The organism is Nocardioides nanhaiensis (assembly GCF_039542785.1).
GTDB classification, from domain to species: domain Bacteria; phylum Actinomycetota; class Actinomycetes; order Propionibacteriales; family Nocardioidaceae; genus Nocardioides; species Nocardioides nanhaiensis.
In genome coordinates, this window is sequence record NZ_BAABIM010000005.1 from 104,041 (window position 1) to 128,449 (window position 24,409).

15 protein-coding genes are annotated in these 24,409 nt (G+C 74.3%); 8 read left to right on the forward strand and 7 right to left on the reverse strand.

The features are described 5' to 3' along the window. Positions 1–105 precede the first annotated feature (105 nt). Positions 106–720, forward strand: a complete 615-nt coding sequence (locus tag ABD948_RS20205) for a GNAT family N-acetyltransferase (protein ID WP_345271682.1) — start codon at positions 106–108, stop codon at positions 718–720. A gap of 17 nt (positions 721–737) precedes the next feature. Here ABD948_RS20205 and ABD948_RS20210 read toward each other — a convergent pair whose 3' ends face one another. Further along, the gene (locus ABD948_RS20210) at positions 738–1,220 is read right to left on the reverse strand and encodes a PaaI family thioesterase (protein WP_345271683.1); all 483 of its coding nucleotides are present in this window, start codon (positions 1,218–1,220) and stop codon (positions 738–740) included. Between the two features lie 52 nt (positions 1,221–1,272). On the opposite strand from ABD948_RS20210, the gene polA reads away from it, so the two are divergent. Further along, positions 1,273–3,987, forward strand: a complete 2,715-nt coding sequence (gene polA / locus ABD948_RS20215) for a DNA polymerase I (protein WP_345271684.1) — start codon at positions 1,273–1,275, stop codon at positions 3,985–3,987. A gap of 1 nt (position 3,988) precedes the next feature. Next, entirely contained in the window at positions 3,989–5,014 is a 1,026-nt protein-coding gene (locus tag ABD948_RS20220; RefSeq protein WP_345271685.1) for a hypothetical protein, read from the forward strand. Between the two features lie 53 nt (positions 5,015–5,067). Here ABD948_RS20220 and ABD948_RS20225 read toward each other — a convergent pair whose 3' ends face one another. Beyond that, positions 5,068–5,793: a class I SAM-dependent methyltransferase gene (locus ABD948_RS20225; RefSeq protein WP_345271686.1), complete on the reverse strand. Its 726-nt coding sequence runs from the start codon at positions 5,791–5,793 to the stop codon at positions 5,068–5,070. A 216-nt stretch (positions 5,794–6,009) separates the two neighbouring features. On the opposite strand from ABD948_RS20225, the gene ABD948_RS20230 reads away from it, so the two are divergent. After that, positions 6,010–11,916 (forward strand): alpha-(1->3)-arabinofuranosyltransferase domain-containing protein, encoded by a 5,907-nt coding sequence (locus tag ABD948_RS20230; protein WP_345271687.1) that lies wholly within the window; start codon positions 6,010–6,012, stop codon positions 11,914–11,916. A 66-nt stretch (positions 11,917–11,982) separates the two neighbouring features. Here the strand turns inward: ABD948_RS20230 and ABD948_RS20235 are convergent, their stop codons facing one another. Both ABD948_RS20235 and ABD948_RS20240 read right to left on the reverse strand, forming a co-directional pair. Further along, the gene (locus ABD948_RS20235) at positions 11,983–13,119 is read right to left on the reverse strand and encodes a glycosyltransferase family 4 protein (protein ID WP_345271688.1); all 1,137 of its coding nucleotides are present in this window, start codon (positions 13,117–13,119) and stop codon (positions 11,983–11,985) included. 83 nt (positions 13,120–13,202) lie between these two features. Beyond that, positions 13,203–14,480, reverse strand: coding sequence for a lipopolysaccharide biosynthesis protein (locus ABD948_RS20240; RefSeq protein WP_345271689.1), 1,278 nt, complete (start codon positions 14,478–14,480; stop codon positions 13,203–13,205). Positions 14,481–14,522: 42 nt separating this feature from the next. Between ABD948_RS20240 and ABD948_RS20245 the strand changes: the two genes are divergently transcribed. From ABD948_RS20245 to pgfA, 4 genes are all read left to right on the forward strand, one after another. Then, positions 14,523–16,229, forward strand: a complete 1,707-nt coding sequence (locus tag ABD948_RS20245; RefSeq protein WP_345271690.1) for an MmpA family trehalose lipid delivery protein — start codon at positions 14,523–14,525, stop codon at positions 16,227–16,229. A gap of 109 nt (positions 16,230–16,338) precedes the next feature. After that, positions 16,339–16,500: a hypothetical protein gene (locus tag ABD948_RS20250; protein WP_345272622.1), complete on the forward strand. Its 162-nt coding sequence runs from the start codon at positions 16,339–16,341 to the stop codon at positions 16,498–16,500. A 62-nt stretch (positions 16,501–16,562) separates the two neighbouring features. After that, on the forward strand, positions 16,563–17,267 hold the full coding sequence (locus tag ABD948_RS20255; protein WP_345272575.1) for a class I SAM-dependent methyltransferase: 705 nt from the start codon (positions 16,563–16,565) through the stop codon (positions 17,265–17,267). A 138-nt stretch (positions 17,268–17,405) separates the two neighbouring features. Further along, positions 17,406–18,335 carry a cell envelope lipid trafficking protein PgfA gene (gene pgfA / locus ABD948_RS20260; protein WP_345271691.1) on the forward strand — a complete coding sequence of 310 codons (930 nt, stop codon included), beginning with the start codon at positions 17,406–17,408 and terminating at the stop codon, positions 18,333–18,335. Position 18,336: 1 nt separating this feature from the next. On the opposite strand, the gene ABD948_RS20265 is transcribed toward pgfA, so the two are convergent. The 3 genes from ABD948_RS20265 to ABD948_RS20275 all read right to left on the reverse strand — a co-directional run bounded on the left by ABD948_RS20265 (position 18,337) and on the right by ABD948_RS20275 (position 24,345). Further along, positions 18,337–19,167 (reverse strand): class I SAM-dependent methyltransferase, encoded by an 831-nt coding sequence (locus ABD948_RS20265; protein WP_345271692.1) that lies wholly within the window; start codon positions 19,165–19,167, stop codon positions 18,337–18,339. Positions 19,168–19,324: 157 nt separating this feature from the next. Then, positions 19,325–21,790 carry a hypothetical protein gene (locus tag ABD948_RS20270; protein ID WP_345271693.1) on the reverse strand — a complete coding sequence of 822 codons (2,466 nt, stop codon included), beginning with the start codon at positions 21,788–21,790 and terminating at the stop codon, positions 19,325–19,327. A 236-nt stretch (positions 21,791–22,026) separates the two neighbouring features. After that, positions 22,027–24,345 carry an esterase-like activity of phytase family protein gene (locus ABD948_RS20275; RefSeq protein WP_345271694.1) on the reverse strand — a complete coding sequence of 773 codons (2,319 nt, stop codon included), beginning with the start codon at positions 24,343–24,345 and terminating at the stop codon, positions 22,027–22,029. Between the last annotated feature and the right edge of the window lie 64 nt (positions 24,346–24,409).

Consider the following 24,409-nt stretch of genomic DNA (forward strand, 5'->3'; position numbering starts at 1 on the left):
GCGGCCTACCTCGTGCTGACAGCCGGGCGGGGCGAGCGTAGTCTCCATCCCGGACCAGCACTGCTCCCGGTCCTTCCCGCTGGTGGTCTGTCGAAGGTGGTCGCGATGAGTCGTTCGCTGGTCTCGCTGCGTCGGGCGACGGTGGCGGATGCGCCTGTCCTGGCCGAGCTGTGGGGCGAAGCGCTGCGGCGCGTCGACCACGCCGAGCAGGTCGCCGACCTGACCCGGGTGCTGACCGAGGCGGAGCGCGACGCCAGCGGTGCCGGCGCTGCCAGCGGTGTCAGCCGGGTCCTGGTCGCCGAGTACGACGGCGAGGTGGCGGGAGCGGTGCTGCTGCGCGTCTCCACGCTCAGTCCGCTCAACCTCGAGCCCTGCGTGCAGGCGGTCTCCCCGCACGTCTTCGCGGCCTTCCGGCGACGCGGTGTCGGGCGGGCGCTGATGGACGGCGCGGTGGTCTTCGCGGAGGAGCGCGGCATCGACCACGTCATGACCGCAGCCAACTCGGTCTCGCGCGACGCCAACCGCTTCATGGCCCGGCTGGCCCTGGGCCCGCACGCGATGCTGCGGGTCGCCCCCACCGCGGCGGTGCGCGCCAAGCTCACGACCTCCCGGTCGGCCATGGCCACCTCCGCCCGCGCGGAGCGGCGTCAGGTGACCCGCGTGCTGGCCGCGCGACGGTCGATGCGGCGCGCCCAGGCCCAGGCGCAGAGCCAGGGCTGAGGCACGCCGCCCGGTCCTCACCCGTCGGCGGGCTCCTGGAACTTCGACTGCACCTGGTCGGTGGAGATCAGCGCGCAGGTGATCCGTGAGGTGCACACGCGACGGTCGCGCTCGTCGGTGACGACCACCTCGACGCTGACCATCGAGCGCCCCCGGTGCACCGGTGTGGCGGTCCCCGTGACCAGCCCGCTCGTGGCGGAGCGGTGGTGCGTGGCGTTGATGTCGACACCGACGGCGAGCTTGCCCAGCGGCTCGGCGTGCAGGGCGGCCAGGGTGGAGCCCAGCGTCTCGGCCAGCACCACCGAGGCGCCGCCGTGCAGCAGCCCGTACGGCTGGGTGTTGCCCTCCACCGGCATGGTCGCCACGATCCGCTCCGCGGACACCTCCAGGAAGCGCACGCCCATCTTCTCGTTGAGCGCGCCCATCGGCATCCGCTCCAGCAGCTGCGCCGCATCGGCCGTCACCGCGGCGTCGGTCGGGTCCGTCGTCTCCTCGCTCATGCGCCGAACCTAACCCGCGGCGGTGTCGGCGGCCCGGGCTAGGGTGACGGCCGTGCCTGAGAACGCGCCGCAGCCCGGCTCCCGCCTGCTCCTGCTCGACGGCCACTCGCTGGCCTACCGGGCGTTCTTCGCCCTGCCGGTCGAGAACTTCTCCACCACCACGGGCCAGCACACCAACGCGGTCTTCGGCTTCGTCTCCATGCTCATCAACGTCCTGCGCGACGAGCAGCCCACCCACGTCGGCGTCGCCTTCGACGTCTCGCGCCAGACCTTCCGCGCCGAGGAGTACGCCGAGTACAAGGCCAACCGCTCCGCCTCGCCCTCGGAGTTCTCCGGGCAGCTCTCGCTCATCGAGGAGGTGCTCGACGCGCTGCGTATCCCCTTCCTGAAGAAGGAGGGGTTCGAGGCCGACGACATCATCGCCACCCTGGTCACCCAGGCGCTGCGCGAGGACTCGGGCATCGACGAGGTGCTCATCCTCACCGGCGACCGCGACTCCCTGCAGCTGGTGAGCGAGCGCTCGACGGTGCTCTACCCCATGCGGGGGGTCTCCGACCTCGCCCGGATGACGCCCGAGGCGGTGCAGGAGAAGTACGGCGTGCCGCCGCAGCGCTACCCCGAGCTCGCCGCGCTGGTGGGCGAGACCTCCGACAACCTGCCGGGGGTCCCCGGGGTGGGCCAGGGGTACGCCGCCAAGTGGATCAACCAGTTCGACGGCCTCGACAACGTGATCACCCACGCCGACCAGATCGGCGGCAAGAAGGGTGAGTCGCTGCGCGAGCACCTCGGCGACGTGCTGCGCAACCGGCGCCTCAACGCGCTGGTCACCGACCTCCAGCTCGAGCTCGGGCCGGCCGACCTGCTCAAGCAGCCGTGGGACCGCCAGCGCGTGCACACCCTCTTCGACAGCCTGGAGTTCCAGGTGCTGCGCACCCGGCTCTTCGACTCCCTGGAGTCCCAGGAGGAGGTCGAGGAGGGCGGCTTCGAGCTCGACGGCGCCCTGCTGGGCGAGGGCGAGGTGGCCGCGTGGCTGGCCGAGGTCGGCGAGGCCGTCGTCGGCGTGCACGTGCGCGGCGAGTGGGGGGCGGGCACCGGTCGGGTCGAGGGGCTCGCGATGGCCACCGCCGACGGTCGGGCCGCCTACCTCGACACCACCGGCCTCGGCGGCGAGGACGACGCCGCGCTCGCGGCCTGGCTGGCCGACCCCGCGCGACCCAAGGTCCTCCACGACGCCAAGGGCCCGGCGCTCGCGCTCGCGGCGCACGGGTGGTCGCTGGCCGGCGTCACCAGCGACACCGCGCTGGCCGCCTATCTCGTCCGGCCCGACCAGCGCTCCTACGACCTGGCCGACCTGACGCTGCGCTACCTCAAGCGCGAGCTGCGCCAGGAGGCCGTGGGCGAGGAGCCGGGGGAGCAGGGCGAGCTGTTCGCCGGCGAGGGCGCGGAGGCCGGGCACGCCGTGGCCGCCACCGCGATGCTGCATGCGCGGGCCGTGCTCGACCTCGCCGAGGCACTGGCCGAGGCGGTCGAGGAGACCGGCGGCCAGGAGCTGCTCACCCAGGTGGAGCTGCCGCTGATCGGCGTGCTGCGAGGCATGGAGGAGGTCGGCATCGCCGTCGACGCCGACCACCTGGGGGCGTTGGAGGCGCACTTCGCCACCGAGGTCGGCGCGGCGGCCGAGGCGGCCTACGCCGTCATCGGCAAGGAGATCAACCTCGGCTCGCCCAAGCAGCTGCAGGTGGTGCTCTTCGACGAGCTGGGCATGCCCAAGACCAAGCGCACCAAGACCGGGTACACCACCGACGCCGACGCGCTCACGGCGCTACTGGCCAAGACCGGGCACCCCTTCCTCGAGCACCTGCTGCGCCACCGCGACGTGATCCGGTTGCGGCAGACCATCGAGGGGCTGCTCAAGACCGTGGCGCCCGACGGTCGGATCCACACCACGTTCAACCAGATGATCGCCGCCACCGGCAGGCTCTCCAGCACCGACCCGAACCTCCAGAACATCCCGATCCGCACCGAGGAGGGGCGTCGCATCCGCGAGGGCTTCGTGGTCGGCTCCGGCTTCGAGTCGCTGATGACGGCCGACTACAGCCAGATCGAGATGCGGATCATGGCGCACCTGTCCGAGGACGCGCTGCTCATCGAGGCGTTCCGGTCCGGCAGCGACTTCCACTCCATCACCGCCGCGCGGGTCTTCGACGTGCCGGCGGCGGAGGTAACCCTCGAGATGCGGGCCAAGATCAAGGCGATGAACTACGGCCTGGCCTACGGTCTCTCGGCCTTCGGCCTGGGCCAGCAGCTCGGCATCGAGCCGGCCGAGGCCCGGGGCCTGATGGAGGAGTACTTCGAGACCTTCGGCGGCATCCGCGACTACCTCGACGGCATCGTCGACGTCGCGCGCCGCTCGGGCTACACCGAGACCATCCGCGGCCGACGCCGCTACCTGCCCGACCTGGTCAGCGACAACCGGCAGCGGCGCGAGATGGCGCAGCGGATGGCGCTCAACGCCCCGATCCAGGGGTCGGCAGCCGACCTGATCAAGATCGCCATGCTGCGCGTGGATGAGCAGCTGCGCACCCAGGGGCTCACCTCGCGGCTCCTGCTGCAGGTGCACGACGAGCTCGTGCTCGAGGTCGCCCCGGGGGAGCGCGAGGCGCTCGAGGAGCTGGTGCGGACCGAGATGGCGGGAGCCGCCGACCTCACCGTCCCGCTCGACGTCAGCGTCGGCACCGGTGCCAGCTGGCACGAGGCCGCCCACTGACGTGGGAGCCGATGCCACCGAGGTCGTCGGTCTCTACGGCGATCCCGACGCCACCTGGTCGATCGCGGTGGACCTCGGCCTGCTCGCGGCGGTGCGCCCGGAGGACCTGGAGGAACGTGCTGCGGCGATGGTGGCCGCGCACCTCCACCTGGGGCCGACGCCGGAGGTGCTGGTCAGCGACGTCGAGGACGAGCGTCAGGCGGCGGTCGTGCAGGCCTACCGTCCGGGTGATCCGCTGGTACGCCTGGTCCTCGCCCCCGACGGACGCCGGCTGCTGGTGGCCGCCCACCACGGGGCGGTCGACGGACTCGGTCTGCTCGGGGTGGCGCGGACGGTGCTCGACCTCGACCTGCGCTGCGGAGCCCGCGGCATCGGCGACCGGTCATCGCCGACCGGGTTCCTGCTCTCCAGCGTGCGACGGGTGGGAGAGGCCCTGCTGGCCCCGCCGCTGCGGTTCGGCGGCGACGGGTCGCCCGCCGAGGTGGGCGAGCACGTGACGGCCCGGGAGCTGCCCCCGACGCGTCGTGGCACCGCGGCCCTGGCCACCTCCGTCCTGGCCGCCCACCGGCGGCTGCACCCCGGGGCACGGGGGCGGGCGGTGCTGGCCGTGGGGGCCTCCCGCCGCACCGATCCCCGCCCGAGGCCCGACCGCCAGACCGCCTACCTTCGGCTGCGGCTGCCTCCGGGCACGCCCGGCGAGCAGGTGGCCGCCGCGTTGGCCACCGTGCCGCCGGAGCCTGACTTCCCCGAGACCTCGGCAGGGGGGCTCGGGCCGCTGGCCACCCGGGCGCTGCGCGGGCGCCTGGGCGCCACGGCCACGCTGAGCAACCTCGGGTCCGTCGAGGGCCAACTGCGCTCGGTGGCGATGTACCCGGCGCTCAACGGACCGCGGGCGGTGGGGGTGGGGCTGGCCAGCACGGCACTCACCATGACGCTGACCCTGCGCACCCGACGCAGCGACCTCGACCGGGCCGGGCACGACCGGCTGCTCGCCCTGATCGTCGACGAGCTGCTTCGGGACCAGTAGGGGTCAGGACGGCTCAGTCGGGCTCAGTCGGGCTCAGTCGGGCTCAGCAGGGCTCAGTAGGGGTCGTAGGGGGAGTCGTGACCCACCAGCCGGGCCACGGGCCGCAGCCGCAGACGTAGCAGCACCTTGATGCCGACGTTGCGGACCCACCACGGCAGCTCGGCCACCATCCGGACCCGGTCGGCGCGCCGCGGCGGGCGCACCCGGAACAGGGCGAGCGACCCGGCCCGGCGCTCGTAGGAGAGCGTGCGCGAGAACAGCACGTGGCGCAGCAGCCCCAGGGTGACGCCGATGGAGGAGAACGCGTCATGCACGAGCACGGCGGCTCCCGGCGGCAGGTGCACCGCCCAGCGCAGGTCGTCGGAGAGCGTCCAGTAGTCGTGCTTGCCGTCGATGTAGAGCAGGTCGAGCGGGCGGCTCCAGCCGGGCCGGGCGCGGGTGGAGTACTCGGGCACCAGCTCGACGTACTCGGCGACCCCCGCCTGCGCCACGTGGCGCTCGAACTTCTGCCGGGTGGTGGCACCGCCGAACAGGCGGCCCTCCACGAAGGGGTCCATCGCCACCAGGCGCGAGCCGCGGCGGCCGAGCGCGGCGGCGAGCACGACCGTGGACCGTCCCTGGTGGCTGCCGATCTCGAGGGCCACGGCGCCGGGGTCGAGCGCCTGGGCCTCGTCGTGCAGCAGGCGCGCCTGGTCGCGGGTCAGCCACCCGGGCACGGTGTCGGCGATGGTCCAGGCACGCTCGAACGTCGCGTCGTCGGCCGGGGTGGGCTGGGACAACCGGGCACCTTCTCTCGTGGGGTGGGTCGTGGTGCTGTGGTCCGGCGTGGTCGGCCGGTGCGGCCGACCACGCCGCGAGCACGACCTGTGACGGCGGCTACACTCCGCCCGTCAATCTAGTAGAGCCGTGGCCGGGGTAGCGGGGAGGGCACCATCGCAGGGTGGTCGGGCTGGTCGGGTCACGCCCGGGGACGCCTGGTCTGGGTGGTGCTGCTGGTGGGGTCGTTCCTCCAGCAACCCGGGGCGACGACGTGGGACACCAAGCTGGACCTGACCGCGGACCCCGGGGGGTTCCTGGCCAGGGCGCTGCACCTGTGGAACCCCGAGGCCTCCTTCGGAGAGCTGCAGAACCAGGCCTACGGCTACTTCTTCCCACACGGCCCGTTCTTCTGGCTCGGTGACGCCCTCGGAGCGCCCGACTGGGTGGTGCAGCGGCTGTGGTCGGGGCTGCTGCTGGTGGTGGCCTACGAGGGCACCCGGCTCGTGGCGCGCCACCTCGGGCTGGGCCCGGTGGCCGGGGTGCTGGCCGGACTCGTGTACGCGCTCTCCCCGCGCATGCTCGGTTCCTCGGGGGTCCTGACCGGCGAGGTGCTGCCGGGGGCGCTGCTGCCCTGGGCGGCGGTGCCGGTGCTGGCGTTCGCGGCCGGGCGGCTGAGCGCTCGCCAGGCGGGTCTGTGGTCCGGCGTCGCCGTGCTCTGCATGGGTGGTGTCAACGGCGCAGGGACGCTGGCGGTGCTGCCTCTGCCGGCGTTGCTGGTGCTGGCGCAGTGGCGACGACGACCGGGGGGCCGCGCGCTCGCCGGCTGGTGGGCGGCCGGGGTCGCGGCGGCGTGCGCGTGGTGGGTGGTACCGCTGGTGGTGCTGGGGCGCTACAGCCCACCGTTCCTCGACTTCATCGAGACCGCGGCCGCCACCACCTCGCCGACCGGGTGGGCCAACGACGTGCGCGGCGCCGATCACTGGTTGGCCTACTACGCGATCGGCGACCAGGCCTGGTGGCCGGGCGCCCGGATGATGGTGACCGAGCCGTGGCTGGTCGTGGCCGGGGGGCTGGTGGCCGCGCTGGGTCTGGCGGGTCTCGCCCACCGGGAGATGCCGTGGCGCCGGGTGCTGCTCGGGGTGGCGGTGCTGGGGCTGCTGTGCCTGACGGCGGGGAACCCGGGCCTGCTGGGCTCCCTGGTGGACGCGCCGGTGCGCGCCCTGCTCGACGGCCCGCTGGCGCCGCTGCGGAACGTGCACAAGGTGGACCCGCTGGTCCGGCTGCCGCTGGCGCTGGGCGCCGGGCACGCCGTGGTGGTGCTGGCACGGGCGTTGCCCGCGACCGCCGGGGACGGTGCGCGACGCCTGGTGGTGGTCGCTGCGGCCGGTGTGGTGCTCGTGGCCGGCGCCCCCCTGCTGACCGGTGACCTGCGGATGCCGGGCTACGACGCACTCCCGGACGCCTGGGCCCAGGCGTCCGCGCACCTCGAGGAGGCGTCCCCGCAGGGGACCAGGGCACTGGTGGTGCCGGGCTCGGGATTCGGACTGCAGACGTGGGGCTGGACGGTGGACGAGCCGATGCAGGCCGTGGCCGCCACCCCGTGGGCCACCCGCAGCCAGGTCCCGCTGGTCCCCGGGCCCACGGCCCGCTTCCTCGACGTGGTCGAGCGTCGGCTGGCCTCCGGCGAGGGCAGCCCCGCCCTGGCCGACCTGCTGGCCCGTGCCGGGGTGTCGCACGTGGTGCTGCGGCGCGACCTCAACCCGTTCGTGGCGGCCACCGCGTCGCCGGAGCGCACCGAGGTGGCCCTGGTGGCCTCGCCCGGCATCGAGAAGGAGGCCTCCTTCGGCTCCAGCGGCTTCGGCGAGCAGGCCCTGATCGACGTCTTCAGGGTCGAGCGTGACGTGACCCCGGTGACGGTGGTGGAGGCCGGGGACCTCAACGAGGCGGCCGGCACGCCCGACGACGTGCTGACGGCGCTGGAGGCCGAGGTGCTCGACCCCACCCGTCTCGTGGTGGGGCCACCAGGTCAGGCGCAGGGCGGTGTGGACACCGACACCGACCCCGCCACCGACCCCGCGACCGCGGCCGACCAGCTCGTCGCCGACGGCCTGCGGCGGGTGGAGCGCGAGTTCGGCCGCGTCCACGACGCCGTCAGCCAGGTGATGTCGGCCGACGAGCCGTGGCGCAGCACCCGGGCCTCGCGCGACTTCGCCGGCCCCGCCGGCACCCGCCTCGCCACCGCGGAGTTCGACTCCGGGGTCCGCGTGACGGCCTCGACCTCCGAGGGCTACGCGGAGGAGCTGGGTGCCGTGCGGCCGGAGTTCGGGCCCCACGCCGCCTTCGACGGCGACCTTGCCACGGAGTGGCACAGCGGCGCACTGCGCCGCCCGGACCGCCAGTGGTGGCAGATCGACCTGCCCGCCGACCTGCCCGAGACCCTCGGGGGCCAGGTGATGGCCGTGCACCTCGAGCTCGGGGGCTCGGCGGCCCGGGTGACGCGGATGCGGGTCTCCTTCGGGTCCGGGGGCGGACCGACCACTGAGTCCACGAGCGTGCTCGGGGTCCCGGACGACGGGCTGCTGCTCGTGCCCCTGCCCCGCGAGCCGATCAGCTCGGTGCGGCTGGCGGTGGTCGAGGCCACCGGACCCGAGGCGGAGGTGGGCCGGGTGATGGTGCGCGAGGTGGTCCTGCCCGGGGTCGAGCCCGGCCGCAGCACCGTCCTGGCGGGGACGCTGGGGCCGCAGACCTCGCTGGCGCTACGGCTCGACCCGCCGCGACGCCCCTGCCTGGACCTCGGGTTCGGCCCGCTCTGCGACGTGTCGGACGCACGCAGCGGTGAGGACGCCGGACGCCTGGACCGCACGGTCGAGGTGGCCGAGGGGGGTGGGTGGACGGCGTCGGGTCGCGTCGTCGCGGTGCCCGGGCCCGCCAGCGCTGGCCTGCTCGCGCCCGTCGACCGCCGGGCGAGGGCCCGCGCGTCGAGCGTGCTGGGCGGCGACCCGGCGGTGTCCGGGCAGTTCGCTGTCGACGGCTCTCCCGGCACGGCCTGGCTGACCGACCCGCGCGTCGAGCGCGCCTCGCTGAGCCTGCGGTGGAGCGGTGGCCCGCGCACCGTCACCGGCATCCGTGTCGTCCCCGCGGGCGGTGCGGCCGCGGCGCCGACCACCGCCGTCGTCATCGCCGGCGGCGAGCGCCGGGTGGTTCCGCTGGCCTACCTGCAGTCCTTCGAGCCGCTGCGTACCTCCGGCTTCCTGCGGGTGCTGCTGCTGCGTCCGACGAGCAGCCTGGGCGTGCCGATGGGTGTCGCCGAGGTGGAGGTAGCCGGCCTCGAGGGGCTCGAGGCCGCCCCGGACCTGGAGGCGTCCACCGGCGCGGTGTGCGGCCTGGGTCCGCAGGTGGTGGTGGACGACGAGGTGCGCGACACCGCCGTGTCGGGCACCCTCGACGACGTCCGGCTGGGGCGTCCGCTCGACTGGCGGGTCTGCGACGGGCCGATCACCCTGGCGCCGGGACGGCACCGGATCGTCGTGGAGCCCACGGCCCAGTTCCAGCCGGTGGTCCTGGGCCTGCGTCCGACCGCGACCCCCACGTCGAAGACGACGGTGACGACGCGGACGGTCGAGATCGAGCGGTGGGCTGCGGCCGACCGCAGCGTGCGGGTCGGTCCCGGCGAGGAGGCCGTGCTGCGCGTCTCGGAGAACCCGAACCCGGGCTGGGAGGCCACGCTGGAGGGTCGCCGGCTCGCACCGGTGACCGTGGACGGCTGGCAGCAGGGCTATCGGGTGCCGGCCGGGGAGGGCGGCGTGGTCAGCCTGCGCTTCGCGCCCGACGGCACCTACCGACTCGGGCTGCTGATCGGTGCCCTGTTGGCGGGCCTGCTGGTGCTGACGGCCCTGGGGGGCGGTCTGCTCGAGCGGCGCCGTCGTCCCGCCGGCCCTGTCGAGGGGTCCGCGGGACCGGCGGTGGCCGCGCCCACCGCCGCGCCCCGGCCGCTCACCCTCGCCACCGGTCTGGTGCTGCTGGTGGCGGGGGGCCCGGTGGCCGCCGCCGGTCTCGCCGCGGCCTCGTGGCGACGTCGGCTCGGCTGGGCGTGGGCGGTCGGCGGGGGCCTGGTGGGTCTCTCGGCCGTGCTCAGCGTGCTCTCGCCGGGCCTGGCACGGGGTGCCCCCGGGGTGGGTGCCGACGCAGCAGCGGCCGCGGGGGTAGGCCTGCTGGTGGGCGCGGCGCTGCTCGACGGCGGCGACCGCGCCGGCGGCTGGCGGCAGGCCACCGGACGTCGGCTGGCCCGGGCGGCGGCATGGCTGCGCGCCCGGCCGACCCTGCTCGTCGGCTTGGCACTGGTGGGCGCGCAGACGGCGCTGCGCGCCGTGGTGGTGTCGGGGTCCTACTTCTGGCAGGACGACTTCCTCCACCTCGACCTCTCCCGCACGCTCGGGCTCTCCTTCGATTACCTGGTGCGTGACTACTCCGGCCACCTCGAGCCGGGGCAGTACCTGGTGATGTGGGCGATCGGCCGCGTGGGCGAGGGATCGTGGGTGCCGGCCGTGGTGACGCTCGTGGTGCTGCAGGCCGTCGCCTCGCTGCTCCTGCTCGCCCTGCTGCGCAGCCTGTTCGGCTCCTCGCCGTGGGTGCTGGTGCCCTTCGCCGCCTACCTCGTGACGCCGCTGGGTCTGGCGACCGCCACCTGGCTCGCCGCCGGTCTCCAGGCCTTCCCGCTGCAGATCGCGATGCTGGGTGCCGCTCTCGGTGCTGTGCGCTACCTGGCCACCGGACGCCGTCGGTGGGCGGTGCTCTCGGTGGTGGCCCACGCCCTGGGCCTGGCGTGCTGGCAGAAGGCCGGCGTGGTCCTGCCGTTCCTGCTCGCGCTCGAGGTGCTGGTGCTGGCGCAGGGCCTGCCGCTGCGTGCCCGCGGGCGGCGACTGTGGGATCGACGCTGGTTCTGGCTGGGCCACGCCGGCCTGCTGGCGGCGTACGTGGCGGTCTACCTCTCGGTCACCGGCTCCGGCGACCTCGGTGCCCCAGCCGACCGCAGCCTGCTCGCCACGCTGCACGACATGCTCGTGCGCACGCTGCTGCCGGGCCTGTTCGGTCTGCCCTGGGGTCAGGAGGGCGCCGGCAACACCATCTACCCCGACACCCCAGCGGTGGCGCAGGCGGTGGCGGCGGCACTCCTGCTGGGGTTGGTGGCAGCCAGCGTGGTGAGGTCGGGTCGAGCCGCCTGGGCGGGGTGGCTGCTCGTGGTCGGCTACCTGGCGGCCGACGTGGCGCTGGTGCTGCTGGGCCGGGGCGCCTACCTGCTGCTCGTGGCTCGCGACCCCCGCTACGTCACCGACGCGCTGCCGGTGATCGTGATCGGCGTCTGCGCTGCCTTCGCCGCGGGCCGTCCCGCTCGACGTCCTGCTCGAGGTCCCGCTGGAGGTCCCGCTCGAGGTCCCGACGCGAGCCGAGGCCCGCGCGCGCGACACCTGCTGCCCACCCTGCCCTGGCTGCTCGTGCTCGTCGTCCTGACCAGCGGCCTGGTCTCCACGCTGCGGTTGGCGCCGACCACCCAGCACCCCCAGTCCGAGAGCTACGTGCGCACGCTCACGCAGGCCCTGGTGCGGGAGCCGGGTGCGGCCGTCCTGCTCACCCCGGTGCCGGCGGACGTGGCGGTCTCGGTGAACGCCGAGAGCCTGCTGCGGGCCGTGGGCCGCGAGCAGCGCTTGGACCGCCCCGGCGCCGAGCCGCGGCTGATCGGTCCGGGCGGCGACCTCGTGCCGGCTCGACTGGCCGCGCCGGACGTGACCGCGCAGGGCCCGACACCCGGGTGCGGGTGGTCGCTGGGCGAGCAGGAGACGTCGTTGACGGTGCTGCCGCCGGCCGAGGACCCCACCGCGCGCGTGCTGCGCCTGAGCTACGTGGCGGCTGAATCCGGGGTGCTGCTGGTCGAGGTGGACGGGCAGACCCAGGCCGTCGCGCACGAGGCGGGGCTGGGGGAGGTCTACGTGGTCGTCGGGAGCTCCGTCGGAGCGGTGCGTGCCCGGGTGGAGCCCGAGGCCGAGGTGGCCGCGACCGACCAGCTGACCGACCCGGCGACCGACCGGGCGGCCGGCCGGTTCTGCCTGGCCGAGCTCCAGCGCGGCACCGCGGTGCCGGCCGGCTGAGCCTCCGCTCGGTGCGACTCAGCCCAGCGCACCCTGGAGCCACCGCCACCGGCGGCGACGCAGGGATCAGCCGGCGTCCAGCACGCCGGCGACGGTGGTTGCCGTGGCCTCCCACGTGAAGCCGACGGCGCGCACCTTTGCCTTCTCGCCCAGCTCGTGGCGCAGCCCGTGGTCGGTGAGCAGCCGGTCGACCTGGGCCACCAGGTCGGGCAGGTCGAGGGCGAGCAGGCCGGTGACGCCGTCGAGGATCGACTCGCGCACGCCGCCGGCGTCGGCATAGGCGACCGAGGGCACGCCCACGTGGGCGGCCTCGACGATGGAGAGGCCCCAGCCCTCCTTGACCGAGGGGAGCAGGTGGACCCAGGCGCCGCTGAGGACCTCGAACTTGGTGCGCTCCTCGACGTGGCCCAGGAAGGTCACCGCCTCGGCCAGGTCGAGGCGGTCGCGCTCGGCCAGCAGCTCGTCGTGCCACCAGCCCGAGCCCATCACCGTCAGGTGCAGGCCCGGGTGGCGCGCCCGGAGAGCGGCGACGGCGTGCATGGCGTGCTCGACGCGCTTGTGGGGCACCAGCCGCACCAGCATCACCAGCTGAGGGGCGGTGCTCTCGGGGCGTTGCTCGAAGGGCGGTACCGGGGGAGTGCCGTTGAAGGCCAGGGTGATGTCGGCGGCGCGGACGCCGAGCTCGGCGAGCTCGGTGCGGGTGACGTCGGAGACGGCCACGTAGCGGCAGCCGCGGTTGACGCGGGGCGCGACCCGCGACTCCATGAACCAGCCGAAACGCGCCAGCGGCGCCGCCAGGATCGACCACTGCTCGCGGTGCACGTGGTGCACGAGCACGGTGACGCGGGCGCGGGTGAAGAGCCGGGCCAGGAACGGCATGCCGTTCTGCACCTCCAGCACCTGCTCGACGCGGCCCAGCGGACCCAGCCGTCCGAGTGCGAGCAGGAGCGCCGCCCACAGGTAGACGGTGAGGTGACCGCCGCGGCGCACGTAGCGCAGCCCCTCGCGCACCTCGGTGCGGGCCGCGCCCGGGTAGCGCGCGGTCAGGACGGTGACGGGGCGGCCCTCGGCCGCCAACCGGCGCGCCACCTCGGTGACGTACAGCTCGGAGCCGCCACCCTCGGGGTGCCAGCAGTCGCGCCAGTTGAGGACGACGAGACGACCCCTCCCGGCACGCGGTGTCGCGTGCGTCGAACGCACCATGGTGTCCCTCCCTGAACGCCCTGGGCGTGACGGAGGTTACAGCAGGGTGAACACCCGTGGGGGCTTCTCGGGACCGGTGAGGGTCACGGTTCGGTGACGGGCTCCTCGGGCACCTCGCGCGCCGTCAGCACCAGGCTCACGGTCAGCAGCACCGCGAGCAGGACGGCGTCGACGACCACCACGACGACGAGCAGCGACTCCACGGAGTCGGCGCCGAGCCCGGCCGCGACCAGCGCCACCAGGGCGACCCAGGGCACGTAGACCGAGCGTCGGCCCTGGCGCGCGAGCACCGAGTAGACCAGCAGCTGCAGCATGGCCAGGCAGGTGCCGAGCACGGCGAAGAGCCACAGCAGGCCCTGGATCTCGTCGTACTGGGCGCCACCCACGAAGACCATGGCCAGCCCGGAGAGCACCCAGGCCCCGGCGGTGGAGACCGCGCCGATGCCGGCGACGGCGAGGAGCCCGCGCACCAGGGTGCGGCGGCGCTCGCGCACGGTGGACATGGCCGGGAACGCCACCACCACCACGAACTGGGGCAGGAACAGCACGGCCTTGGTCATGATCAGCCCAGCCGCGTACAGCCCGGCCTCACGGCCGTCGAGCACGTTGCGCGCCACGATCACGTCGACGTTGCTGAGCGCGAAGAAGGCCAGCAGCGCCTGTGAGCTGCGCGCCACCTCGCCCAGGAGCGAGGGGGTGGAGGGCAGGTCGTGCGGGGTCTCGAGGTGCCGGGGGCGGCGCAGGGCGATCGTCCCGACCACCACCGGGGCGATCGCCCCGATGGCCACGCCGAGCACGGCGGTCGCCTCGCCGGGCTGCCAGAGCACCAGGGCGGTGCCCACCACCAGCCGCGGCACGCCCGCCGCGAGGTAGACCAGCGCCAGCGGGCCCCAGCGCCGCTCTCCCTGCAGCACGCCGGCCTGGCCGCCCATGATCGTGAGGGGCACCGCGATGACGCCGACCAGCGCGGCGCTGGCCAGGCTCTCGAGCCGCAGCAGCCAGTTGATGAGCGGGGAGGCCACCAGGAGCACGACGCCGAGCACGAGCGCTGAGCGGTAGGTGACCCGCAGGACCGCGCGCTCGATGCCCTCGACGTCGCCCGGCTCGGCCGAGATGCGCCGGGCGGCGGTGGCCTGCACGGCCAGCGACATCACGCTCACCACGAGCAGCACGTTCATGAGCGCCGCGAACGCGCCGTAGTCCTGGGGTCCGAGCACCCGGGCGGTGATCATCTGGAAGCCGTAGGTGGCCACGTTCATCACGGCCATGGCGACGGCGATGGCGGCGCCGGTGTCGCGGGCGCGGGGGCGCTCGCGCGGCTCCGTGGAGGGAGCGGAGCGCGGTGGGGTCGCCTCGGTCACCGCGCCAGGGTACGCAGCAGCCCGCGGGGGTATGTTCACGCGGTGCGCCCCCTCGTCGTGCTGTGGTCGGTGCTGCTCGCCGTCCTGCTCGTGGGAGCCGGTCTGGGGCCGGGCTACGTGCTCACCTACGACATGGTCTGGGTGCCCGACCTGGTGCTGCGCGCCGACGTGCTCGGCGTCGGGTCCGCGCTGCCGCGGGCCGTGCCCTCCGACGCGGTCGTCGCGGTGCTGGACGAGCTGCTCGGCGGCTGGCTGCTGCAGAAGGTGGTGCTGCTCGCGCCCCTGGTGGCCGGTGGTCTCGGCGTCGCCCGGCTGGGGCGGGCGCTGCCCCTGTCCGGCGTCCTGGTGGCGGTGACCATCTACCAGTGGAACGCCTTCGTCGTCGAGCGGTTGCTGATCGGTCACTGGCCCGTCCTCGTGGCCTACGGCGTGCTGCCCTGGGTGCTGCTGGCGGGGGAGCGGTGGCGCCACGAGGGTCGGCTGCCCCGGGTGCTGCTGGTGCTGCTGCCACTCGGCAGTCTCAGCGTGAGCGCCGGCCTGGCGACCTCGGTGGCGCTGCTGGCGGCCGCCGCGGGTCGCCGGCCAGGTGGCGCGCGGCGGTCCGCGGTCGCCGTCGCGATGCTGGTGGCGGCCAACGCGCCCTGGCTCGTCTCGGGTGTGCTGCACGCCGGGGCCGGGCTCACCGACGCCGACGGCGCCCGGGTCTTCGCGCTGGCGGGCGAGGGGTCTGTGCCGGCCCCCCTGGCCGCGCTGAGCCTCGGCGGCATCTGGAACGCGGAGGTCGTGCCGCCCTCGCGGGGCGGGCTGCTGGGATGGATGGCGCTGGTCATGGTGGTGCTGCTCGCCGCGCTCGGTGCCCGGCGCGCGGCGGTGGCCCTGGGGCGTCGCGCCGTCCGGGCCCTGCTCGTGTGCTGGGTGGTGGGCACCGGGGCGGCCCTGCTCACCTGGGCCGCCCCCGGGGTGGTCGGCTGGCTGGCCGCCACCGTTCCCGGCGGAGGCGTGCTCCGCGACGGCGGCCGGCTGCTCGTGCTTGCGGCGCCCGCACTGGCCCTGGTCTGCGGCGCGGGGGCGGCACGCGTTGCCGCCCTCAACACCGGGGTGGTGCGGGTGGTGGTGGCCGGCGGGCTGGTGCTGCTGCCGGTGCTGCTGCTCTCGGACCCGCTGACCACGAGCCGGTGGCGCCTGCACGCCGCCGAGTACCCGGCCGAGTACGAGGCCGTGTCGCAGGCCGTGCGCACCTCGCTCGTGCCGGGCGACGTGCTGGTGCTCCCGCTCAGCAGCTATCGCCAACCCGGCTGGAACGGCGACCGCAAGGTGCTCGACCCGCTGCCGCGCGTGCAGCCCCGCGAGCCGGTGAGCAGCGACGAGCTCGTCGTCTCCGGCACCGTGGTCGCCGGTGAGGACCCGCGGGTCCGCGCGGCGGCCCGCGCGCTGGCCGAGCCGACGGCGGCAGCGCGCAGGTCCGCCCTCGCGCAGCTGGGCATCGGGCTGGTCGTCGTGGACCGCACGGCGCCGGGCCCGCCGGTGCCCGCCGAGCTGCGGCGCGGGGACCTCGTGCGCGGTGAGCTGCTCGCCCTGACCCGCATCGTGGCCACCAGCGCGACGCCGGTGCCGGCCTCGTGGACGGTGGCGATGAGTGTCGCGTGGCTCGCCTTCCTGGGCGGACCGCTCGCGGCGGTGGCGCTGCTCCTGCGCCGCGCGCCGGCGCTGGCGCGCCAGGTGACAGGTCGGTCACGATCCTCCGCGTGATGCCCCCCGTGGCACCGTGACGTCTGTTACGGTGCGGCTCGCACCACTTGGCCGCGCGTGGGAGACGCGCCCGGCCGCGGTGCGGGACACCAGGGAGGGTGTGGACACAGTGGGGATCTCAGGCATCGCAGGTCTGGTCGCAGCACTCGTCGTCGGCGGGGCCGTGGGCACCGCGACGATCGTGGGTGTGGTCAACAGCCAGACCAGCCCGCCGAGCCAGTCGCCGGCCAACGTCGAGCAGCCGGCCATCGAGTACGGCACCACCAGCTGACCGCTCGGCGAGCCGCGGCGCGAGCCCGCCGACGGGCGACGCTGCGTCGCTCCGTCCGGCTGCTGCGCGACTTCCGCCACGAGCAGGACGACCCCGACCGCTTCTACACCGCGCTCGCCGCCGACTCGGTGGAGCAGCTGGCCGACTACGTGGCGCTCGACGGCGCCCTCCTGCTCGACGTCGGGGGAGGGCCGGGTTACTTCCGCGACGCCTTCACCGCGGCGGGTGCCCGCTACGTGGCGCTCGACGCCGACGTGGGCGAGCTCTCCGGGCTGGGCGACATCGACACCCGCACCGTGATCGGGAGCGGGATGCAGCTGCCCTTCGCCGACGGCTGCGTCGACGTCTGCTACTCCTCGAACGTGCTCGAGCACGTGCCGGACCCGGGTCGGATGGCCGCGGAGATGCTGCGGGTCACGCGGCCCGGCGGCACCGTCTACCTCAGCTACACCCTCTGGTTCGGCCCCTGGGGCGGCCACGAGACCGCGCCGTGGCACTTCCTCGGTGGCCATCGCGCACGAGGCCGCTACGCGCGCCGCCACGGGCACGAGCCCAAGAACCGCTTCGGTGAGTCGCTGTTCGCCGTCCGTGCCGCCCCGGCGCTGAGGTGGGCGCGCGAGCAGGAGGGAGCCGGTCTCGCCGAGGTGGTGGCGGTGCGCCCGCGCTACAACCCGTGGTGGTCGTGGTGGCTGCTGCGGGTGCCGGCGCTGCGCGAGCTGGTGACCTGGAACCTGGTGCTGGTCCTGCGCCGCAGCGACCGCGGGTAACCCCGCCGGTAACCCCGCCGGTAACACTGCGGACACAAGTTCGCGAGGGACGCGCCACACGGCAGTGACGTGCGTTACTGTGCGCCGACCGATGCCTGGGGAGGGATCGGCACCTGGTCGTCCTGGGAGGGGCACACCGTGCGCAAGAACATCGGCATCGTCGTCATCGGACTCAGCGGATTCCTGCTGCTGATCGGGCTGCTCACCGTCGCGTGGGCGCCCGGCAAGCTGGAGAAGACGCCGCTCGACGTCGACTCGGTGACGCGCCTGGAGGGCACCGTCGCCAAGGTCGACTCCTCGACCGGTGAGCTGGGCGAGACCCAGCCGGTGCTCGCCACGAGCATCACCAAGATCGACTCCAACGCCAGCGACGACGACGTGGCGGTGTGGACCAGCACCTCGTGCGTCGTCATCGACGAGGACGACCCGGCCGACTGCCTCGAGGGGACCGACCCGCGCCTGGTGACGGCCAGCACCGACGTCTTCGCCACCGACCGGGTCACCGGCCTCGCCGTCGCCGGCGACCGCTACCTGCCGGCGGGCGCCAGCAGCGGCGAGGGCCTGCGCAACAAGTGGCCCTTCGACGCCGAGAAGCGCACCTACCCCTACTGGGACGGCACCCTCGGCGCCGCGGTCGAGGCCACCTACGACCGCGAGGAGACCATCGAGGGCGTCCAGACCTACGTGTACCTGGTCGAGATCAGCGACGCCGACGCCGAGATCTCCGAGGGCCTGCAGGGCACCTACTCCTCGGTCAAGGAGATCTTCGTGGAGCCGATCACCGGCTCGATCCTGAACCAGACCGACGACCAGCAGCGCTACCTGGCCGACGGCACCCAGGTGCTCGACCTGCAGCTGGCCTTCACCCCCGAGCAGATCGAGGCCGGTGCGGCCGACACGAAGGACAACATCGCCGGGCTGAACCTGATCACGCGCACCGTGCCGATGATCGGCTTCATCGGCGGCGCGGTGCTGCTGCTGCTCGGCCTGTTCCTGGCCACGCGCGGCGGCACCCCGCCGGCCTCGCGCACTCGCGCCACGCGCCGCGAGCCGGTCGGCGTCAAGTAGCTCAGGCCGCGGCGGGGCCCAGTGTCGCGCCGAAGACCGCGGTGCCGGGCGTGATCCGCCCTCGCAGCGCGGACCAGCCGCCCCACACGCGCTCGTGGCCCTCGGGCCACTCCGGCTCGAGCAGGTCGGTGATCACGAAGCCGTGGCCCGCGAGCAACGCCACCCAGTCGCCGAGCGTGCGGTGGTGCTCCACGTAGGTGGCGCGACCGGTGTCCGGGTCGGACTCCACGTAGGGCGTGCGGTCCCAGTAGGACTGGCTGGCGGTGAGTCCCTCGGAGCCGGGGTGGTCGGGGAAGACCCACCGCGTCGGGTGGGTGATCGAGAACGCGAACCGTCCGCCGGGGCGCAGCACCCGCACGGTCTCCGCCAGCGCCGCGCCGAGGTCGTGCACGAACTGCAGCGCGCCGAAGGAGCAGAAGACGACGTCGAAGGTGGCGGTGCGGAAGGGCAGCGCGGTCGCGGTGGCCCGCACCGAGGGGACGCTCAGCCCGGTGGAGTCGTCCAGTCGCCGGGAGTGCTGCAGCTGGCGGTGGGAGAGGTCCAGGCCGATGCTGCGCGCGCCCTGGCTGCGCACCCACCGCGAGCACTGTCCGGCTCCCGAGCCGAGCTCGAGCACGTCGCGTCCAGACAGCGGGCCCAGCACCCCCGCCTCGGCCTCGGTGAGGCCCTCGGGCCCCCACACGAAGCCGACGTCACCGAGGAACTCCCCGTGGGTGGCCTGGTACTCGTCGGCGTAGCGGTCCCAGTCCGGGCCGTTGGCGCTGCGCGACTCGGCCTCGTCGACCGGGCGCCGGTCCACGTGCACGGGCGGGTTGGGCCACTGCTCGTCCACGCCCGGAGCCTACCGAAGCTAGCGGGACACGACGACGGGCACGGACCTCGGGTGAGGTCCGTGCCCGCCTCCGCCCCGCCAGGGTGCGGGTCAGGCAGGCGCCGGCGGCCCTCTGGGGGGTGAGGGCGGCCGACGCCCGCGTCTGTGGGAACCCCCGTCAGGGGTTCTTCGGCGTGCTGCGGGGGTCGAGCGGGTCGCTGCCCGCCTCGACCTCCACGCCGTCGCGCACTCCGCCGCCGTCGGTGTCGCGGTCGCAGGGGTTGGTCCGGAACCGCTTCACCTCCTGGCCGTCGGTGAGCTTGTCGCGGTCGGAGTCCTTGCGCCGCGGGTCGGTGGCGCACCGGCCGTAGCGCTTGTTCTTCGACCCGGTGACCTCCTGCTTGTCGGTCAGCCCGTCGCGGTCGGTGTCCTTGGCCCGCGGGTTGGTGCGCAGCCGGTTCACCTCCCGCCCGTCGACCAGCCCGTCGCGGTCGGTATCGCGCAGCAGCGGGTTGGTGCGGTGGCGGTTCACCTCGGCGCCGTCGCGCAGGCCGTCGCGGTCGGTGTCGGCGTTGCGCGGGTCGGTGCGGCGAGCGATCTCCTGGCCGTCGCCGAGACCGTCGTTGTCGCTGTCGGGGTTGCGCGGGTCCGTCGGCCGGTTGCCGTAGCGCCCGTTCTCCGAGCCGCGCAGCTCCTGCAGGTTGGTCAGACCGTCGCCGTCGAGGTCCTCCTGGCCGTCCTCGACGCCGTCACCGTCGGTGTCGGGATCGGTCGGGTCGGTGCCCAGGAAGGCCTCCTCCTCGTCGGTCAACCCGTCGTTGTCGCGGTCCGGGCCGGTGTCGTCGTCCGCCCCGTTGTTGGGGTCGGTGCCGTCCACGGTCTCCTGGCCGTCGGTCACGCCGCCGTCGTCGGTGTCGGGGTCGAGCGGGTCGGTGGCCTCGTTGTCGAAGTCGTCGTTCTCGGAGCCGGTGACCTCCTCGAGGTTGGTCAGCCCGTCGGCGTCCGGGTCCTCGACGCCGTCCATCAGGCCGTCACCGTCGGTGTCGGGGTCCTGGGGGTCGGTGTCGGTGAGGGTCTCCTCCTGCTCGTCGGTCAGGCCGTCACCGTCGGAGTCGACCGGGGGCGTGCCCGGGTCGTCGTCCGCCGGGTCGTTCGGGTCGGTGCCCGCCGTCGTCTCGGCGCCGTCCTCCACCCCGCCGTCGTCGGTGTCGGGGTCCTGCGGGTCCGTGGCCTCGTTGCCGAAGTCGTCGTTCTCGGAGCCGGTGACCTCCTCCAGGTTGGTCAGCCCGTCGGCGTCCGGGTCCTCGGCGTCGTCATGGATCCCGTCGTCGTCGGAGTCGGCGTCGTTCGGGTCGGTGCCCGTCTCGTCGACCTCCTGGCCGTCGGTCAGGCCGTCGTCGTCGGAGTCGGCGTCGGTGGGGTCGGTCGGCTCGTTGCCGTAGAGGTCGTTCTCCGAGCCGGAGAACTCCTCGAGGTTGGTCAGGCCGTCGCCGTCGTTGTCCTCGGCGCCGTCGTTCACCCCGTCGTCGTCGGAGTCGGCATCGGTCGGGTCGGTGCCGACGATCTCCTCCTGGTCGTCGGTCAGGCCGTCGCCGTCCTCGTCGTCACCCGGCGGGTCCACCTGCCCGCACTCGACGCCGCCCGTGGGCGCGGTGGCCGCGGCACTCATCGGCGAGACCCGCAGGGTCACGTCGGCCAGCTCGGATCCGAGCAGCTCCACCCGGACGTTCAGGGAGACGACGGCGTCCAGGGTGGCGCTGGCGGCGGCACCGCTCGAGGTGTCCTCGGGGTCGAGCAGCGTGGCGGTCACGTCGGCGGTCGCGAGACCCAGCACGTCGAGCTCGTTGGTCGTGAACGTGCCGCCCTCGACGTCGTTGAGGGTGACGGCGTCCTCGCCCGCCACGCGCACCACGACGGTCGGGTTGCTGTACTGCACCGCGGTCGTCGCGCCGTCGGAGGCGGCCAGCAGGCGCACGGGGTCGGCCACCTGCACGGTGACGGCCCCGGCGAGCAGCGAGATGTCGCCGATCTCGGAGGTGGTCTCGGTGGCCACGGTAGAGCCCCTGCCGGCGACGTCGACCAGGCTGGTGCGGCTGGTGGTGGCCGAGGCGCCCACCTGGGCGACCGCCTGGCTCTGGCCGGCCACCGACAGGTCGACGACCTCCGCGGAGGCCAGCTGCGTGCTGGCCGAGGAGAGCTCGCGCACCCCGCTGACGGCGGGCACGCAGGCGTCGGCGCCCGACCAGGCGGCGCTGGTGCTGCCGGCGATGACGCCGAGATCCAGCAGCGGGGACAGGTCGGCCGGGACCAGCTCGTAGCTGTCCGAGGCGCTCGGGGGTGCCACGGAGCTGGCGCCGTCGACCGGCAGGCTGCCGCCGCCGAGCCCCAGCGCGAGGTTGAGGCTCTCGGCCGTGGCGTTGTCGGTGGCGCGGGTGCTGTCCGCGTCGGCGGCCGCGTGGCCGATGCCGACGTCGGCCAGGTCGGTGCCGAGCAGGTCGGCGTCGACGGTGACGATGTCGGCCGCGCCGGCCGCGGTGTACGGGGCGGGCAACGGATCGGCCTGGGCGGCGGTGGCGCCGGACAGCGCGAACGCGAGCGCCGTCGAGGCCGTGGCCGCCGCCGCGAGGGCAGGGCGGAGCGTCATGGGGGGAGGTCCTTCGTGGGGGGAGGGAGCAGTGGCGGGGAGGGGACCGGTCAGGACGCCGGCGGCCGGGGTGAGGCCTGGGGGGAGTGCCGGTCGGGTGGGTCGCGAGGGGGGTGGGGGGAAGCGACCCGTAGCGGCACCGTACCCGGTCTAGACGCCACGATGCGAGGTCCTCGGCAACTATTTACCGAGGACCCCGCATCAGGGTCGTACGCGCTGGGTAACTTCTTCGCTGCTCAGCGCAGGGCGCGGACCCCCAGTCCCGGGTTGTCGGTGAAGAAGCCGTCGATCCCGGCGCGCAGGAAGACGCGCAGCTCGCCGGCGAGGTCACCCGGCGCGTTCGGGTCGCTGCCGCGCCGGAACTGCGCAGGCAGGAACTGGTTCTCCACCCGGAACGTGTAGGGGTGCACCAGCAGGTCGAACCGGTGGGCGTCGTCGACCACGGCCGTGGGCCGCAGCAGACGACCCTGGGCGTCGCGCGGGACCACCTGGTCCTTGCACGGGCCGAGGCCGTCGGCGTAGCGGCTCACCTGGCGCAGCCCGGTGCGGCTCACCAGGTCGGCGTAGGTCCGCCGGTCACCCCGCGCCACCAGGTCGTAGGGCGCACCCGAGCAGCCGGTCAGCTGCACCAGCGGCAGGTCGGTCATCCGGTCGAGGTCCTTGAGGTTGCTGGTCTCGAAGCTCTGCAGGAACACCCGGTCCGGGGTGTCGCCGAAGCCGTTGCGCTCCAGCTCCTCGACCAGCGGCTCCTCCATCGAGAGGCCGAGCCCGTCGAAGTAGGTGGGGTGCTTGGTCTCGACGTAGACCCCCACCGGGCTCCCGTCGCAGGTGCGGGAGTGGCGGGCGAGGTCGAGCACCTCGTCGAGCGTCGGCACGGCGTACAGGCCGTCGAAGCGGGTGTTCTGCGGGCGGGTGCCGGGGATCCGCTCCTTGGCGCGGAGGGTCTTGAGCTCCGCGAGGGTGAAGTCCTCGGTGAACCAGCCGGTGTAGCGCACGCCGTCCACGGTCTTGGTGGTGCGGCGCGCGGCGAACTCCGGCCGGGTGGAGACGTCGGTGGTGCCGCCGATCTCGTTCTCGTGACGGGCCACCAGCGCACCGTCCTTCGTGGGCACGAGGTCGGGCTCGATGAAGTCGGCGCACTGGCGGATCGCCTCCTCGTAGGAGGCCAGGGTGTGCTCGGGCCGGTCGCCGCTCGCTCCGCGGTGCCCCACCACGAGCCGGCTGTTCGGCTCGGGTGCGCGCTCACGGCGCAGGTCGATCGTGATCAGCTCGGTGTCGTCGGGCGTGCCCGGTCGGCGCGCGTCGTCGCCGGGGTAGTTGTTGTCGTTGGCCACCAGCAGCTGGCCGTCACGCAGACCCAGCACCACCTCGACCGAGACGAACGGGAAGCTGAACGGGTCGGAGACGCCGTAGGCACCCGGGTCGGCGGCGACGCCGATGCGATCGGGGTTGGCGATCCTCGTGAGGTCGACCAGCAGCGTCTTGACCAGGTTGCCCGCGGCGTCGGTGCGGCGCAGGTCGACCTCGTAGAGGCGCTTGGTGACGGCGGCGGCGCCGTCGTAGTTGTCGCGCTCGAGCACCACCATCCGGTGCTGGTCGCGCATCCAGGCGTCGCCGACCAGGTTCGGGGCCTCGTCGACCTCGTAGCTCCACGTCCGGCCGGTGTAGCGCTGGGTGCGGGTGTCGAGCTCGTGCACCACGCGGCGGCGCTGGTCGGTGTCGGCGCTGAGAGCGCCCTCGAGCACGGGGTAGAGGTAGCGCCCGTCGGGGCTGCCGGTCATCGCCTCGAAGCCCTTGCTCGCCGGGAGGGTCGGCGTCTGGCCCGGTGCCAGGTCCGGGCTCTGCGGCGACGTGACGCCGGGCAGGGGGATCGGAGCGTCGAGCACCACGCCGTTGCGCGCCACGTGCAGCACGTAGGGCCCGAACTCCTCGCCGATCCAGAACGTGCCGTCCGGGGCGGCCACGAGCGACTCGATGTCGAAGTCGGCGCCGGTGAGCAGCCGCTCGCGCGTGCTCTCGTTCTGGATCGGGAACGGCACCTCGCCGCGCGGGTCGCGCAGCGAGACGAAGCGCTGCACCCGCACCTCGCCCGGCCCGCCGTCGGCGCGCTCCCAGAGAGGCCTGACGCGGTAGATGCGCAGCAGGAAGTCCGCGGAGTTGGTCTTCGCGCCGAAGCCGTTGTCGGGCTGGGCCCAGTAGGTGCCGTCACCGGCCTCGACCATGGCCGAGAACCCGGGCACGACCTGGCCGTCGAAGGGGCCCTGACGCCCGTTCGCCGGCGTCACCTGCGCACCCGAGGGCGGACCGGCCGCCAGGTAGTCGGCCGAGAGCGTGGCCCGGCCGGTGAGGGTCGGCACGGTGATTTTGCCGGGCTTGCCGGGCTTGCCGGGCTTCCCGGGCTTCCCGGGGTCCGAGGGCTTCGAGGGCCGCTCGGGCGGTGCGGCGTCCGCGGGGGAGAGGGGGCCCAGCAGCGTGGCGCCGAGGGCAGCGGAGGCGAGCAGGGAGGTGAGCAGGGTGCGGCGGGGCCGCCCCTGGCGGGAGGTGATCCGAGACATGGCGCCAGCCAACGCGGGCCGGGCGACCGCGTGGCGACGTCGGGGCGAACGCACCGTGACACGA

Bases quoted from the DNA above. Each gene is read 5' to 3' on its own strand.
- ABD948_RS20205 (WP_345271682.1), top strand. From the start codon at position 106: ATGAGTCGTTCGCTGGTCTCGCTGCGTCGGGCGACGGTGGCGGATGCG.
- ABD948_RS20235 (WP_345271688.1), bottom strand. From the start codon at position 13,119: ATGGTGCGTTCGACGCACGCGACACCGCGTGCCGGGAGGGGTCGTCTC.
- ABD948_RS20270 (WP_345271693.1), bottom strand. From the start codon at position 21,790: ATGACGCTCCGCCCTGCCCTCGCGGCGGCGGCCACGGCCTCGACGGCG.
- ABD948_RS20210 (WP_345271683.1), bottom strand. From the start codon at position 1,220: ATGAGCGAGGAGACGACGGACCCGACCGACGCCGCGGTGACGGCCGAT.
- ABD948_RS20275 (WP_345271694.1), bottom strand. From the start codon at position 24,345: ATGTCTCGGATCACCTCCCGCCAGGGGCGGCCCCGCCGCACCCTGCTC.